Annotated in this window: 12 protein-coding genes; 3 read left to right on the top strand and 9 right to left on the bottom strand. The window is 44.6% G+C overall.

Annotated elements, in window-relative coordinates; genetic code table 11:
- The first annotated feature begins 172 nt into the window (after positions 1 to 172).
- Positions 173 to 1,435 (top strand): ATP-binding protein, encoded by a 1,263-nt coding sequence (locus AXF23_RS01570; RefSeq protein WP_107624070.1) that lies wholly within the window; start codon positions 173 to 175, stop codon positions 1,433 to 1,435.
- A 195-nt stretch (positions 1,436 to 1,630) separates the two neighbouring features.
- Here the strand turns inward: AXF23_RS01570 and AXF23_RS01565 are convergent, their stop codons facing one another.
- Both AXF23_RS01565 and AXF23_RS01560 read right to left on the bottom strand, forming a co-directional pair.
- Positions 1,631 to 1,936 carry a winged helix-turn-helix transcriptional regulator gene (locus AXF23_RS01565; protein WP_107624069.1) on the bottom strand — a complete coding sequence of 102 codons (306 nt, stop codon included), beginning with the start codon at positions 1,934 to 1,936 and terminating at the stop codon, positions 1,631 to 1,633.
- The gene (locus AXF23_RS01560) at positions 1,930 to 2,382 is read right to left on the bottom strand and encodes a cupin domain-containing protein (RefSeq protein WP_107624068.1); all 453 of its coding nucleotides are present in this window, start codon (positions 2,380 to 2,382) and stop codon (positions 1,930 to 1,932) included. Before AXF23_RS01560 ends, AXF23_RS01565 begins: the two co-directional genes overlap by 7 nt.
- Positions 2,383 to 2,613: 231 nt before the next feature.
- On the opposite strand from AXF23_RS01560, the gene AXF23_RS01555 reads away from it, so the two are divergent.
- On the top strand, positions 2,614 to 2,982 hold the full coding sequence (locus tag AXF23_RS01555; RefSeq protein ID WP_107625760.1) for a winged helix-turn-helix transcriptional regulator: 369 nt from the start codon (positions 2,614 to 2,616) through the stop codon (positions 2,980 to 2,982).
- 783 nt (positions 2,983 to 3,765) lie between these two features.
- On the opposite strand, the gene rmuC is transcribed toward AXF23_RS01555, so the two are convergent.
- The 5 genes from rmuC to AXF23_RS01525 all read right to left on the bottom strand — a co-directional run bounded on the left by rmuC (position 3,766) and on the right by AXF23_RS01525 (position 11,593).
- A complete protein-coding gene (gene rmuC, locus AXF23_RS01545; protein ID WP_107624067.1) occupies positions 3,766 to 5,097 on the bottom strand; it encodes a DNA recombination protein RmuC in 1,332 nt (443 codons plus the stop codon).
- 2,044 nt (positions 5,098 to 7,141) lie between these two features.
- Complete coding sequence (locus AXF23_RS01540; RefSeq protein WP_107624066.1) at positions 7,142 to 7,522, bottom strand: GxxExxY protein; 381 nt, start codon at positions 7,520 to 7,522, stop codon at positions 7,142 to 7,144.
- A 250-nt stretch (positions 7,523 to 7,772) separates the two neighbouring features.
- Positions 7,773 to 10,253: a bifunctional UDP-N-acetylmuramoyl-tripeptide:D-alanyl-D-alanine ligase/alanine racemase gene (locus tag AXF23_RS01535; protein WP_107624065.1), complete on the bottom strand. Its 2,481-nt coding sequence runs from the start codon at positions 10,251 to 10,253 to the stop codon at positions 7,773 to 7,775.
- A gap of 84 nt (positions 10,254 to 10,337) precedes the next feature.
- Positions 10,338 to 10,778: a Fur family transcriptional regulator gene (locus AXF23_RS01530; RefSeq protein WP_107624064.1), complete on the bottom strand. Its 441-nt coding sequence runs from the start codon at positions 10,776 to 10,778 to the stop codon at positions 10,338 to 10,340.
- A 2-nt stretch (positions 10,779 to 10,780) separates the two neighbouring features.
- The gene (locus tag AXF23_RS01525; protein ID WP_107624063.1) at positions 10,781 to 11,593 is read right to left on the bottom strand and encodes a GSCFA domain-containing protein; all 813 of its coding nucleotides are present in this window, start codon (positions 11,591 to 11,593) and stop codon (positions 10,781 to 10,783) included.
- 341 nt (positions 11,594 to 11,934) lie between these two features.
- Between AXF23_RS01525 and AXF23_RS01520 the strand changes: the two genes are divergently transcribed.
- Positions 11,935 to 12,369 (top strand): NUDIX domain-containing protein, encoded by a 435-nt coding sequence (locus AXF23_RS01520; RefSeq protein WP_107624062.1) that lies wholly within the window; start codon positions 11,935 to 11,937, stop codon positions 12,367 to 12,369.
- Positions 12,370 to 12,496: 127 nt separating this feature from the next.
- On the opposite strand, the gene AXF23_RS15900 is transcribed toward AXF23_RS01520, so the two are convergent.
- On the bottom strand, positions 12,497 to 12,661 hold the full coding sequence (locus AXF23_RS15900) for a hypothetical protein (RefSeq protein WP_158267674.1): 165 nt from the start codon (positions 12,659 to 12,661) through the stop codon (positions 12,497 to 12,499).
- Between the two features lie 304 nt (positions 12,662 to 12,965).
- Positions 12,966 to 15,173 (bottom strand): sodium-translocating pyrophosphatase, encoded by a 2,208-nt coding sequence (locus AXF23_RS01515; RefSeq protein WP_107624061.1) that lies wholly within the window; start codon positions 15,171 to 15,173, stop codon positions 12,966 to 12,968.
- Positions 15,174 to 15,276 lie beyond the last annotated feature (103 nt).

Below are 15,276 nucleotides of genomic sequence, written 5' to 3'. Positions count from 1 at the left end.
CGTTCTATTTCAGCTATGCAGTGCATGAAGTCTTTTATTTATGTATGTAACACAAAGCAGATACTTTCTTTCATACGTTAGAATTATCTTAAAATAGATTTGCTTTTATCTCAATAATTGATTACATTTGTAGTCGATAAAAATGCGGATAGGTGCAAAAATATACAATAGAATGGAGATAAGACGTGATGCATTACTCAAACGATTGATGGATTTGAGACATAATGGAATGATTAAGGTCATTACTGGTATGAGGAGATGTGGTAAATCATATCTTCTCTTTAGGTTATTCTCTGAGGCTCTAAAAGCTGAAGGTGTGAGTGATGAACACATTGTTATGGTAAATCTTGAAGACCGCAGAAACAAAGTGTTAAGAGACCCTGATAAGTTACTTGAATATATTGATAGTAAATTGAAGGATGATCAGATGCATTATGTTTTACTTGATGAAGTGCAACTTGTTAGTGATTTTGAAGACGTACTTAATTCATACTTACAGGTAAAGAATGCTGATCTATATGTCACAGGTTCTAATGCTCGTTTCTTATCTAAGGATATAGTAACTGGGTTTCGCGGTCGTGGATTAGAGATTAAAGTACATCCTCTTTCTTTTCTTGAAATACGTGATGCAAGACCAGATGAACCTGTAGAGAATCTTTGGGTGGAATATATGACTTATGGTGGATTACCACAAGTAGTCACAATGACTTCCGCTCAAGAGAAAGTAGTCTATCTAAAAAGTTTGTTTAAGCATACTTATTTAAAGGATATTAAGGAGCGTTATGATATAAAATTAGATGGTGATCTTGAAGAACTCATAAGCACGTTAGCTTCTACAGTGGGTGGCTTGACTAATCCAAGAAAGCTTGCTGATACTTTCCGAACAGTAAAGAAAAGTACGATTAGTCAAGATACCATCAAAGTTTATATTGATTACTTGCAAGATGCATTTATTATTGAACGCGCTCTACGTTATGATATTAAGGGTAGACGTTATATAGATACGCCTTCTAAGTTTTATTTTGAAGACTTAGGACTGAGGAATGCGCTTCTTAATTTCCGACAAGTAGAAAAAACTCACTTGATGGAAAATGCCATCTACAACGAATTACGTACTCGTGGAATGGCTGTTGATGTAGGTGAGGTTATTTGGAATACTAAGGACGAAGATGGGAAGAAGATTAGAAAGATACTTGAAGTAGACTTTGTTTGTAACCAAGGTTATAAGAGAGCTTATATCCAGTCTGCTTTCAGTATTCCTGACGATACGAAACGTGACCAAGAATTACAATCACTTAGAAGAATTGATGATTCGTTTCAGAAAGTGGTTATAATTGGTGATCATAGTCCTCGTTATCAGAATGAAGATGGTATTTTATTTATAGATATCTATGATTTCTTATTAGACAAGGGGTCTATAAATAGTGCTGGTTGACAAATGATAAGAAGTATATTAAGCATATAGCTATAGCGCTTTTGTTATCCTATATTTTTAACGGATAGATCTTTTAGCTAACAGACTATATTTATATAACAAAAAAGGAGTGGAAGAAACGACGTTTTCTTTCACTCCTTTTCGTTTCGTGAAAGCCTGAAATGTTGCAAAATACAATATTACACTTCATTTGAACTATTGCCTTAGAGATGGGGAAACATTCCTCTCACACCAAGCGATGAGCGTTGAGATGAGTGGAAAAAGCTCTTTCCCAATGTTTGAAAGCATATATTGTTTGTCGCTTTCAACGATAATTCGATCTTCTTTTAGTACATTTAGCGAGGTGGATAAGGAAGAGTCGGGCAGGTTATGCCTTAACTCTTCGTAAGTTGCTCTGCCTCTCTTACCAAGCGCTTGGATAAGGCAAAGCGTGTCCGCAACGCATATCCGTGAGAGAATATTACGTATCGGACACGTTGGAAACAGTGGGTCTATTACCATTTCAGTTCTTCATTCAGTATCACACCGTCATCTGCTGGTGTGTCGTCCTTGCCAAAGCTGTTTGCTCTATGCTGAATACAAAGCATTAACATCTCGTCATTTCCCGTATTCTTCAACGCACGTTTGCCCTCTGGAGCAACACGAATAATACTGCCTTCTGTCACTGGGAAGACCTCACCATCTACCTGATACTCACCCTGACCACGGAGGATAAAGTAAAGTTCCTCGTGTGTCTTGTGGCTGTGAAGGAAGCCGCTATCCTGCCCAGGAACAAGAGTCTGGAATGAAAGTTCACTCCCTGTTGCCTGTAATGTCTGCCCAACGAATACCTTACCAGGAATCTCGATGTCTCCGAAAGGGAGTACATAATCCTTGATATCACTGAGTTTACCAACGTTAACTGCTGTGAAGTTCTTGCCGCTCTGAATTGTTTCAACTGTTTTCATAATTCTTTTTTGTTTTATTGTTTTGTTTGTTTTGATGTTGCAAAGGTATTGATCTTCAAGCGATTCTACAAGTAGGCACGTAAATGTCAGTCGGTTACTTCGAGGTAAGTAATGCTGAAAATAAGGTGGTTGAAGGGTGGATGTTTTACATAGTTTAACATCATTAAGATGCGAACCTTAGCTTTTAATAGTTACTTTTGTTTACTAATATGTCCAAAAGAGTTTATGAGTATGAATAGAAATGAGGTCAGAGATGCCCTTTACCCAAACTGTCCTGTTCGAAATGTACTGTCGAGAATAGGAGACAAGTGGTCGATGTTGGTGCTTTTCACGTTGGAAAACAACCGTTGCCAACGCTTTAAGGAGCTGCAACGCAATATACCAGACATCTCTCAAAAGATGTTGACGACAACACTAAAGATGCTGGAGGGTGATGGACTCATCCATCGTGAAGTGTTCCCAGAGGTGCCGCCTCGTGTCGAGTACTCGCTTACAGAGAAGGGGAAAAGTCTTCTGCCGCTTATTGATAACCTCCTTTCATGGGCGAGCGAGAACATGGATGATATTATTGAGTCGAGAAGAAAGTATCTGTTGAAGTAGGGTCATCGTTGGCTTTAATGGTAGATAGTTTTACAGGTAGGGCTTGGTACTGTAAAATTATTTCCTCTCCTCTATTATTGCTAAGGCTTAACAGTGTGCAAGACAAGGCCCTTCAGCGTTCAAGAACATGCCTTTCTTGCCCCATGAAGAGGCCCTTCTTCACCCTTGAACATGCCCTTCTCCTTTCGGTTCTGTATCTGTTTGATATCTTGTTAGTTGCGTTCTTGGCCTTTGCTCATGTCTCTCTCTCATAGTAAGGACTTTTGCATGTATTCTTGTTAAGTTTTTTCATAGGTTAAAACTACTCGTTGGAAATTTCCCTCTCACAGATTTTCACAGATGAACAGAAGCCTACTTGCTAATAGGGAGAGCACGCAGAGAGAAACTGGCCCCTCCCCCTTCCCCTCCCCCGAAGGGAAGGGGAGTAATCACCGAGATACCCCTATAGAGTGGATGGAAGCTTCGTTATGTTCCTTTTTAGTATCTACAATAGCTGAAACGCTCTGTGTTCTCTGTATGCCGGAGGCGTTCTGTGGGCTCGAAACTGTGCGCCAAAAGGCTCAGTGAACTCTGTGCGCTCTGTGAGAGAAAGAAATACTCACAGTGAGAGAAAGAAATACTCACAGTGAGAGAAAGAACTCCCCAGACGAGTCTCCAATGTTTTTTCTTTCACAGAGTAACACAGAAATACAAAGAAAATAGTCCTCTATGCACCTTTGTGAAATCTGTTTATCTGTGTTGTTCTGTGAGAAAACGAAGATAAATAAATAGTGAGAAAGAAAGTTACAACCCCTCCGGTATTTGCTTCTTCGGGTTGATACCCAATGTGCGCAAGCCCTCCAAGCGGCGAACGATATTACCTTTGCCCTCGTTAAGCTGGCCCTTTGCACGATTGAAATCTTGCTGTAGTCGTTCGATGTTTGTACCTATCTTAACGAAAGACTCAGCAAAGTTGACAAACTTATTATACAGTTCATTCGACTCATTGAGTATTTTCTCTACGTTTTCTGTTATACGGAAATTCTGCCACATGGCGTGTGTAAGTTGCAAGGCCATGAGCAGGTTGCTCGGACTCAGTATGATGATATGTTTTTGATAAGCGTATTGAAGGATGGATGGGTCACTCTTCAAAGCCGCAGAATAGCCACTCTCGTAAGGAACGAACATCAGTACGTAACCGATACAATGCGGTACAAGACTCTCATAGTCCTTTTTTGCCAACTCGTCGACATGCTTCTTGATAGAAGCGACGTGTTCTCTCAGGTAGCATTCACGCTTCGCAGCATCCTCCTCTTTGATGGCCGCCTGGTAAGCCGTTAGTGAAACCTTAGCGTCGATGACGGCACACTCGTTGTGAGGGAAGGCTATCACAGCATCTGGGCGGTAGTTATTACCGTCATTGTCCCTATAGTTCTTCTGCAAGAAATACTCCGAGTCTTTCGTGAGTCCACAGTCTTCTAAGGTCTTCTCAAGAATCATCTCACCCCAATCGCCCTGCATCTTAGAGTCGCCTTTGAGGGCCTGAGTGAGCGAGGCAGCATCATTGCCGATACGTTCCGTCTGTTCGCGCAGTTCCTTCACAGCCCGCTCTTGGTCCTCACGCATCGTCTTGATGGTCATCTCCTGCTCTGTGTGAAGTCGTTTCATCGCCTCCTCAAAGGTCGTCTTAATCTCCGTCTTGTTCGCAGTATTCTCTTTGCTGTTGTTCGTAACAGTCTGATTAAAAGCCTCTAAGCGCTCTTTCAGTGGTGAGAGGAGGGCATCCAAGCGTTCTTTGTCAGCCGTATTCATCTTCTCCCGACTCTCATCTAACATCTTTGCAGCCATGTTGCGCACCTCCTCTTGCAGGAGTTTATTCTTCGCTTCAGCCTGTTTTTGCAGTTCATCACGCAGCTGTTCGCCATGTCTCCGTTCTGCCTCTAATTGTTGTCGAGCCGCCTCTTTCACCGCAGCGATACGTTCGTCGACGCCTTTCCGCTCCGTTTCGAGTTGGTTACGTACCACAGCCAGTTGCTCGCTGACCGTCCTCAAGTCTTGTGTTGATTTGTTCTTCATCCACAGCAGCATGATGATTGCGCCGATGAAGATACCGATAAGGAAATAAAAGATAGACATAGTGCTATAATAATAATAAATAATCTCAAAAAAACAAATTGCCGAATAGAGTCCTCTTCACATCTTAGGAGTGTCGTAGGGTCTATCTGTCTCTCACAGAGCACACAGAAGAACAGAATTTACAGAATGCTCTCACAGACCCCTAAAGGATACAGATGTCACAGAACCTAACGGGGTGCAAGCTGCTTGAATATCCTTAATAACATTCTTAATGCTATGGAGTTCTTTGCTCTCATGTGCCTGTGCAGATCTCTTTTTGCCCCTGCCTGTGTTCATGCCTTTGCATTCCTCTGTGAGAGAGAGGCTTTTCCTCTTTATGAGCCGACGCACGTGGGATGCGTTAGATGTTTCTGTCTCTCACAGAGTACACAGAAGAACAGAATTTACAGAAGTCCCTCACAAGACCCCTAAAGGATACAGATGTCACAGAACCTAACGGAGTGTAAGCTGCGTGAATATCCTTAATAACATTCTTAATGCTATGGAGTTCTTTGCTCTCATGTGCCTGTGCAGATCTCTTTTTGCCCCTGCCTGTGTTCATACCCTTGTGTTACTCTGTGAGAGAGAGGCGTTTCCTCTTTATGAGGTGACGCACATGGGATGCGTTGGATGTTTCTGTCTCTCACAGAGCACACAGAAGAACAGAATTTACAGAAGTCCCTCACAGAGCCCTAAAGGATACAGATATCACAGAACCTAACGGAGTGTAAGCTGCTTGAATATCCTTGATAATATTCTTAACGCTATGGAGTTCTTTGCTCTCATGTGCCTGTGCAGGACTCTTTTGTACCTTGTCTGTGTTCATGCCTTTGCATTCCTCTGTGAGAGAGAGGCGTCTTCTCTTTATGAGGTGACGCACATGGGATGCGTTGGATGTTTCTGTCTCTCACAGAGCACACAGAAGAACAGAATTTACAGAAGTCGCTCACAGAGCCCTAAAGGATACAGATGTCACAGAACCTAACGGGGTGTAAGCTGCTTGAATATCCTTGATAATATTCTTAACGCTATGGAGTTCTTTGCTCTCATGTGCCTGTACAGGACTCTTTTGTACCTTGTCTGTGTTCATACCCTTGCGTTACTCTGTGAGAGAGAGGCTTTTCCTCTTTATGAGCCGACGCACATGGGATGCGTTGGATGTTTCTGTCTCTCACAGAGCACACAGAAGAACAGAATTTACAGAAGTCGCTCACAGACCCCTAAAGGATACAGATGTCACAGAACCTAACGGGGTGCAAGCTGCTTGAATATCCTTAATAACATTCTTAATGCTATGGAGTTCTTTGCTCTCATGTGCCTGTGCAGATCTCTTTTTGCCCCTGCCTGTGTTCATGCCTTTGCATTCCTCTGTGAGAGAGAGGCTTTTCCTCTTTATGAGCCGACGCACGTGGGATGCGTTAGATGTTTCTGTCTCTCACAGAGCACACAGAAGAACAGAATTTACAGAAGTCCCTCACAAGACCCCTAAAGGATACAGATGTCACAGAACCTAACGGAGTGTAAGCTGCGTGAATATCCTTAATAACATTCTTAATGCTATGGAGTTCTTTGCTCTCATGTGCCTGTGCAGATCTCTTTTTGCCCCTGCCTGTGTTCATGCCTTTGCATTCCTCTGTGAGAGAGAGGCTTTTCCTCTTTATGAGCCGACGCACGTGGGATGCGTTAGATGTTTCTGTCTCTCACAGAGTACACAGAAGAACAGAATTTACAGAAGTCCCTCACAAGACCCCTAAAGGATACAGATGTCACAGAACCTAACGGGGTGCAAGCTGCGTGAATATCCTTAATAACATTCTTAATGCTATGGAGTTCTTTGCTCTCATGTGCCTGTGCAGATCTCTTTTTGCCCCTGCCTGTGTTCATACCCTTGTGTTACTCTGTGAGAGAGAGGCGTTTCCTCTTTATGAGGTGACGCACATGGGATGCGTTGGATGTTTCTGTCTCTCACAGAGCACACAGAAGAACAGAATTTACAGAAGTCCCTCACAGACCCCTAAAGGATACAGATGTCACAGAGCCTAACGGGGTGTAAGCTGTGAGGATACTATCGATAGCCATTGATAACCCTATGAATCTCATTTTGAATATTTGCTGTTTGGAAATTTACAAGTAGCCCAATATGGAGGTTAGCAAGTTTGAGATAAGTCAGTAACTGCTTATAATGTACATCTAATAGTTCTTTTACAGCTTTTAATTCTACGATAATCTGGTCTTCAACTAAGATGTCTAACTTTAGTTTATCAGCAAGTTCTTTACCTTGATATATTATAGGGATATTCACTTGTCGTTCAACTTTTAGACCATCCAACACCAGCTGATAGGTTAAAGCCTCTTCATAGATTGATTCAAGTAAGCCGGGTCCTAAGGCTCTGTAAACTTTGTAGATTGCACCAATAATGCGATATGTGATATCGTTCTCTTTCATGATAAATGAGCTAAGGTTATATGTATAGTATCGGTTGTAGGTAGTGTCGTTCCTTGTTTTGGGTGTAATGTTCTGTGAAATCTGTATCCTTTAGGGCTCTGTGAAAGACGTCTGTAGGTTCTGTTCTTCTGTGTTCTCTGTGAGAAAAGATAGCCCCCAGCATTTCTTCCAGTGATTGGGAACATCCCTGTGATTGAACCCCTCCCTGTGAGAGAAGTGGGAGGGGCCAGATAGTATGGTGTTTCCTTTTTTAGTCCTGATAGTAAACTCGCTTCACGCGGGTGCTGATGGTGGTCAGAACCTCGTAAGGGATGGTGTCGAGGGCATCGCTGAGGACGGTCACAGGAAGGTGGTCGCCGAAGATCTCAACACTGTCGCCTTCTTTACAGTCAATGCCTGTGACATCGATCATCGCTACATCCATGCAGATATTACCGACGTATTCTGCCTTCTTACCGTTCACTAAACAATAGCAGTGACGATTACCTAAATGGCGGTTCAAACCGTCAGCGTAGCCGATAGGGATGGCTGCAATCACACTGTCATGGTCGATGGTTCCCTTACGAGAATAGCCCACCGTGTCGCCAGCCGGTACGTTACGTAGCTGAAGGATGGTCGTCTTCAAGGTAGATATATTGTTGATTGTCTTATTCGTTCGTGGGTTGATACCATATAAGCCCAAGCCCAATCGACACATATCCATCTGACGTTCAGGGAAATGCTCAATGCCAGAAGAGTTGTCCATGTGGCGTATGATCATGTGGCTGAAGGCAGCTTGCAGTTTCTTACTCCCCTCATCGAAGAGTGCAAACTGACGTGCAGAGAAGTCATCGAAGCTATCGGCATCAGATCCAACAAAGTGAGAGAAGACCGAACGAGGGATGATAGCGTTCTGTTGTTTCAGCCGTTTAATGAGTTCGTCCATATCCTTCTGTGGGTCAAACCCTAATCGGTGCATACCTGTATCGAGCTTGATATGAACAGGGAAGCCCGTGATACCCTCCTTCTGGGCCGCCTTCACCAACGCATCGAGGAGTCGGAAACTATACACCTCAGGCTCAAGGTCGTAGTCGAAGAGCGTCTTGAAGGACGTCATCTCTGGGTTCATAATCATGATATTACTTGTGATACCATTCTTACGGAGTGTCACACCCTCATCAGCCACAGCCACAGCAAGATAGTCGACACGATGGTCTTGCAAAGTCTTGGCTATCTCTACGGCGCCAGCCCCATAGGCATCGGCCTTTATCATACATACCAACTTGGTCGTAGGTTTGAGGAAAGAGCGATACCAGTTGAGGTTGTCAACCACGGCATTGAGGTTCACCTCTAACACAGTCTCATGTACCTTCTTCACCAAGAGTTCTGTTAGACGGTCGAAGCCAAACTGTCGTGCGCCCTTTAATAGGATTACTTCGTCATGGAGGTTAGCGAAGATGTCGCTATGAATAAAGGCATTGACCGTAGCGAAGAAATGCTTCTCTCTCAGGTGCTTAAAGGCAGAACGCTGTGACAACAGGCCCTCGCCAATACCGATAAACTTCTCAACACCACGCTTCTCACATAGGAATGCCACCTTATTATATAGGTCTTTATCCGTGTCACCACTCTGTAGTATGTCGCTAAGCACCAATGTGCGCTTGCGACCCTTGTGGTCGGGACGACGATTCATAAAGTCGAGTGCTATGTCTAAGGAGTTGAAGTCAGAGTTATAAGAGTCGTTGATAAGCGTACAGCCATGCTGGCCCTCCTTCACCTCAAGGCGCATGGCAACAGGCTCTAATTGTGCCATTCGCTCGCTGAGGACGGCAGGCGTAATACCAAGATGGAGTGAGACGACCGCACAAGTGATTGAGTTTTCTATGCTGGCATCGTCGATGAACGGTAGTATATACTGTCCTTTCGTCTCTCCCTGCCACACGTATGAGACCGTGGTCGCTATGTCCTTCTTCTCAATAGACGTCACAAAGAAAGCTGCCTGCTGCTGTTTTACAGACCAGTCCAGCTTCTTTCCCTTATAATCGTAGGGTGCTAAGCAGCGTGTAATGACCTCTTCATCAGCAGGATAGACAATGGCCTCCGTGTCATGGAAGAGTTTTATCTTCTCGTTACACTTATCTTCAATAGAAGAGAAATTCTCCTGATGGGCCGTACCAAGGGAAGTGAACACACCAATGGTAGGCTGAATAATATCGCGCAAAGCCATCATCTCGCCCGGTTGACTTATTCCCGCCTCGAAGACACCGACCTGTGTATTCTCGTTCAAGAGCAATACAGACAGTGGAACACCTATCTGAGAATTATAACTACGAGGTGAGCGTGTGACAATCATCTGCGGAGAGAGCAACTGATAAAGCCACTCTTTCACCATCGTCTTACCGTTAGAACCTGTGATGCCGACTATCGGTATCAAGTATTCATCACGATGACGTTCAGCCAGTCGTTGCAAGGCTTCCAACGAGCCAACGACCTTTAAGAAGTTAGAAGCAGGATAGCGTGTAGCCCAATCATCTGGTATTACTTCCACAACAAAGTTCCTCACGCCCCTTGCATAGAGTTCTGGGATATAGTTATGTCCATCGTTGCGCTCAGACTTGAGGGCAAAGAAGAGTGTTTCCTCAGGGAAACAAAGAGAACGGCTGTCGGTAAGTACAAAGCTGATGTTTGCGTCCTGGTCACCATAACGGCGTGCGCCGATGAGCGTCGTTACTTTCTCAATAGTATAATTCATTACTATTTATATTTTTTTATATCTCTTGCAAAGGTAATGAAAAGTCTTAAGACAGGCCTATTCTATGGGCTGTTTTTTGTCATTTCACTTAAGATAATATCTGTGCGAACACTTAGGACAGAGTCCTTTCACCATGTAGTTGACGGATGACTGTTCGAATCCTGCAGGTAGTTCGACCTGTGGAATGGGTGTGTCACTAAGGCAGTAGGTGTGTTGGCAGCGTTCGCAATAGAAGTGTACGTGCATGTCGTCGTCGGTATTCTCGTCCTGACTCTGGCAGAGTTCGAAGCGTACTACATCATTGCCGTCCTCCATCTGATGAACAAGATGGTGCTGCTTAAACAGTAGTAAGGTTCGGAAGATATTTGACTTATCGATTGTCTGAATCTTAGCCTCCAGTTCCTTCATTGATGCAGGATAGCTCATTGTGGATAAGGTACGTGCGATGAGTATGCGATTAGCGGTCAATCTGATGCCATGTTCCTTAAGTAGCAGTTCTGTCTGCTTATCATTTAATTCTTCCATAATTATTCTTTCAGTTCCAAGTTGGGATATTTTTGTTTCAGTAATCGTGCTGCTTCTTTTGTCTTCTTTAGGAAGTCTTGATAGCTTGCGGCCTCTGGATGGAATGGACGATGGGCTAAGGCTTCTTTGATGGGACGCCATTCTTTGAGGAATTGCTTGGCTGTGGCAGAGAAACAAGTTGCCACCAGCTGTTCCCATATATAAGCCACTGCCTGCTCGTTGGGGTGGAGCATGTCTGCTTTATAGAACCGATAGTCGCGCAACTCGTCGTTCACTATCTCGTAGGCAGGGAAGTAATAGACCTCCCCACTGGCTTCCTTCGTTAGCTTATCGGCAGCAAGCAGCAACACAGCCTTCGATAGTTGGCTCTCATGATAGCCATATTTGGCATAGCGGATAGGGCTGACGGTAAGGATAACCCTAAGTCTCGGGTTACTTGTTCGCAATAGGCTGATGGCCTCACGTAGCGCATCAGCACACTCGTCAATCGTTAGCTCGCGCTCTTCAAATGCTCGTTGAGGGCGTTTCTGGCAGTTGTCTACAATCTCGCCTGTGGCTCGCTCCACATAGACATGGTTGGTTCCTAAGGTGAAGACGGCTGTGTCGAACGGCGTACCTGCCATCTTCCTTGCTGTATGTAGCACAGACACAGGATTATACATCACGCCAAAGGGGTTTACCACAGCACGGAATTTCTCTTCTTCGAAACGCTTGCCAATATTATCGGCAAAGCATGATCCGACGAAAAGGATGCGTTCGCAAGGCTCCAATTCGAATGTCGGACGGGGGATGTTGACAATGGTCCTAAATTCCATAGACGCAAAGTTAACGAAAATAAATAGAGAATGTTTATCCTTAAAGATTATTTTGAATACTTTTATTTGTCTAAATATTTCCCTTTTGTAAATAATCTCTTGGATGTGTTATCATTTCATATATTATTTGTATATTTGCCTTACTATTAGGCTCGAAAATCTTAGTTCGTATATCGTTGTGGCTCAATTAGCCTTTACAGGTGTCGCTTTACAAATCGTGTAGTTGTCAGTTATATTGAAGCTATCGTAACAAGTGATAACACATAGACGGATTTATATGATGGATAACCTAACAGACATGTGTTGAGAGAAAGGTGTTTTATAAACAAAAGAGGACTGAAATGTACACATACAAATATCCACACCCAGCAGTGACGGCCGACTGCTTGGTGTTTGCACACACTGAAAACGGCTTGGAGTTGTTGCTTATTCAGCGTAGAAACGAGCCTTGTAAAGGGAAATGGGCTTTCCCTGGTGGCTTTATGAATATCGACGAGACGACCGCTGACGCTGCTCGTCGTGAGTTGAAAGAAGAGACGGGACTAATCGTTGAAGACCTTCACCGTGTGGGAGTCTATGATGCTGTCGACCGCGACCCACGTGAGCGAGTTATCACGGTGGCCTATTACACGATACTTGATAAGCCTGCGGAGGTCAGCGGCTTGGATGATGCTGCACAAGCAAAGTGGTTCCTCTTGACCGAATTACCCGACTTAGCGTTCGACCATAAAGAGATTCTTCAGGCAGCAAAGCAGCTGATGGGCCTGACTGAATAGGGACTCATCAAACCTTTCATGGACTTTGACGCTTGTCAGAATGCTATAGATAAGCGTGATGCTGATATCATAATTGCATGGTTATGAGCCGTTTAGTGACGGTTCATGATTTCTCCTTTCTTATTCGTTAAGCCTCTTTGTCCTTCTTAGGATGCCTAATAAGGTAGAGCGTACCAAACGAACTCATTATGATTAAAGTAATGAGTGGGATAGAAAGTCTGCCCTCTGTTCCTAATAACAGTAATACAAGGCCAAGGATATAAATAGACAGAAGGAATATAACTCTTCTCATGATGACTCTTTTTTAGGTTCTTTATCAATGTTGCGTACAAATATAAGGAAAGGAGACGATGCTCGCAAATATTTCAGAGAAAAGTTTTTAAGTTCTTATCATATTCTCTTTTAGAGGCATAACAAGCCCCTTAACGGTCTGAGAACTTTGTCGGCAGTATGCTGAAAACAAAGATGTTGACCGTAGAAAAATAACATCACAACGAATTATGTTCATGAAAAGAAATATTTCTTGTCGTGAAGAAAAATATTTCTTTTCATGAAAAAAAATCTTTCCACTCGTGAAAATAAATCCGAGCAGACCGTTAGAGGCAAGCGACAGTGAGACCCGCCATGACGATGCTGACCATGCTCATGAGTTTAATAAGGATGTTGAGCGATGGCCCAGAAGTGTCTTTGAAGGGGTCGCCAACGGTGTCTCCGACCACAGTAGCCTTATGAGCATCAGAGCCTTTACCACCGAAATTACCCTCTTCGACATACTTCTTTGCATTATCCCATGCACCACCAGCATTCGACATGAATACAGCAAGGGTGAAGCCAGCGGCCAAACCGCCTACCAACAAACCCAATACGCCTGCCACTCCGAGCAGAAGACCCACGATGACAGGGATGATGATGGCCAAGAGCGATGGGATAATCATCTCGTGTTGAGCACTTTGTGTACTGATTTCCACACATCGGCCGTAGTCTGGTGTACCTGTTCCTTCTAATATACCCTTAATCTCACGGAACTGACGACGCACCTCTGCCACCATCTTACCAGCAGCTCTACCCACTGCGCCCATCGTTAGTCCGCAGAAGAGGAAGGCCGCCATCGCACCGATGAAAGCACCGACAAGCACCTTCGGGTTCATCAGGTTCACTTGGAAGAAGTTCATGAAGTCAGGGATAGTAGCCTTTGTGGCATCGATGGTCTCGCCTGCAACGTTCGTCATCTGTGTACCGACACGTGCCATGGCAATCTTTATCTCTTCGATATAAGAGGCCAACAGCGCCAAAGCCGTCAGTGCTGCCGAACCGATGGCAAAGCCCTTACCCGTAGCAGCCGTAGTGTTACCTAAGGCGTCGAGGGCGTCAGTGCGATGGCGCACCTCCGCTCCTAACTCGCTCATCTCCGCATTTCCGCCTGCATTATCAGCAATTGGTCCGTAGGCATCTGTCGCTAAGGTGATACCTAAAGTAGATAGCATGCCGACTGCAGCGATACCTATTCCATACAAGCCATGCTGAATAGAGAGGGCTGACATCGACATATCGAAGCCGTTGGCACAGAGATAACTCAGCATGATAGCCACTGAGATAGAGAGGACAGGGACACAAGTAGAAATCATACCCGTACCGATACCTTTTATAATCACCGTTGCCGCACCCGTGTGACTGGCCTCAGAGATAGCCTTCGTAGGCATGTAACTCTGTGAGGTATAGTACTCCGTTGCCTGTCCGATGATAACTCCTGCCGCCAAGCCCGTGATGACCGAGAAGCTAACACCAAGCCAGTTCTCCAGTCCTAAGAGGTAGAGAATGAGGAAGCTAACAGCTGCAATGAGTACAGCCGCCGTATTCGTACCAAGACCTAAAGCGTGGAGAAGGTCTTTCATCGTAGCTCCCTCCTTCGTTCTCACGAGGAAGATACCAAAGAGACTAAGGAAGACACCGACTGCAGCGATGAGCATTGGCGCGATGACAGCCTTTAGTTGCATATCACCTGACGATGCTGCGAAAGCCGTTGCACCCAAGGCAGCCGTAGAGAGGATAGACCCACAATAGCTTTCGTATAGGTCGGCACCCATTCCAGCGACGTCGCCTACGTTGTCGCCCACGTTGTCGGCAATCGTAGCCGGGTTGCGTGGGTCGTCTTCAGGGATGTTTGCTTCCACCTTACCAACGAGGTCGGCCCCCACATCGGCAGCCTTCGTATAGATACCACCACCCACACGAGCAAACAACGCCTGCGTCGAAGCGCCCATACCGAAGGTCAACATCGTAGTCGTGATAGTGATGAGCATCTCGCTTGTCGTCATCTTGTCAGCATAGAACCAAGTGAGGACAATGAACCAGATGGCTATGTCTAACAAGCCTAATCCAACGACAACAAGACCCATGACAGCGCCCGAACGGAAGGCAATCTTGAGTCCGTCGTTGAGTCCATTACGTGCTGCATTGGCCGTTCTGGCACTGGCGTAGGTGGCAGTCTTCATCCCGAAGAAGCCTGCAAGACCAGAGAAGAAACCACCAGTAAGGAATGCGAACGGCACCCATTCGTTCTGTGCATTGAAGCCGTAAGCCATGATTGCGAAGACAATCGCAAGGATAATAAAGACAATCAATACGACCTTGTACTGCTGTTTCAGGTAGGCCATAGCACCACGACGCACGTATTCAGCAATCTCAATCATGCGGGGTGTGCCCTCTTCAGACCTCATCATAGATTTGAAGAAATACCATGCCATCCCCAAGGCGCACACCGATGCGATGGGAATAAGCCAAAAGACTAGTGGAATGTGTTCCATAATTCGAAGTTTTTAGGTTGTTGTTATAATAGATTCAAAGATGTCGCAAATATATAAAAAAATATTGATTGTCAAGTGATTTGGGGTAAAAAAGATAGGAGAA

This window comes from Prevotella sp. oral taxon 313, assembly GCF_003043935.1.
GTDB classification, from domain to species: Bacteria; Bacteroidota; Bacteroidia; order Bacteroidales; family Bacteroidaceae; genus Prevotella; species Prevotella jejuni.
Note: the sequence above shows the minus strand (reverse complement) of the source record. Positions and strands in the feature narration are given on the sequence as shown.

Coding starts and splice junctions, on each gene's coding strand:
- AXF23_RS15900 (WP_158267674.1), bottom strand. CDS start 12,661: ATGAGAAGAGTTATATTCCTTCTGTCTATTTATATCCTTGGCCTTGTA.
- AXF23_RS01535 (WP_107624065.1), bottom strand. CDS start 10,253: ATGAATTATACTATTGAGAAAGTAACGACGCTCATCGGCGCACGCCGT.
- AXF23_RS01520 (WP_107624062.1), top strand. CDS start 11,935: ATGTACACATACAAATATCCACACCCAGCAGTGACGGCCGACTGCTTG.
- AXF23_RS01565 (WP_107624069.1), bottom strand. CDS start 1,936: ATGGTAATAGACCCACTGTTTCCAACGTGTCCGATACGTAATATTCTC.
- AXF23_RS01515 (WP_107624061.1), bottom strand. CDS start 15,173: ATGGAACACATTCCACTAGTCTTTTGGCTTATTCCCATCGCATCGGTG.
- AXF23_RS01525 (WP_107624063.1), bottom strand. CDS start 11,593: ATGGAATTTAGGACCATTGTCAACATCCCCCGTCCGACATTCGAATTG.
- AXF23_RS01555 (WP_107625760.1), top strand. CDS start 2,614: ATGAATAGAAATGAGGTCAGAGATGCCCTTTACCCAAACTGTCCTGTT.
- AXF23_RS01540 (WP_107624066.1), bottom strand. CDS start 7,522: ATGAAAGAGAACGATATCACATATCGCATTATTGGTGCAATCTACAAA.
- AXF23_RS01560 (WP_107624068.1), bottom strand. CDS start 2,382: ATGAAAACAGTTGAAACAATTCAGAGCGGCAAGAACTTCACAGCAGTT.
- rmuC (WP_107624067.1), bottom strand. CDS start 5,097: ATGTCTATCTTTTATTTCCTTATCGGTATCTTCATCGGCGCAATCATC.
- AXF23_RS01530 (WP_107624064.1), bottom strand. CDS start 10,778: ATGGAAGAATTAAATGATAAGCAGACAGAACTGCTACTTAAGGAACAT.
- AXF23_RS01570 (WP_107624070.1), top strand. CDS start 173: ATGGAGATAAGACGTGATGCATTACTCAAACGATTGATGGATTTGAGA.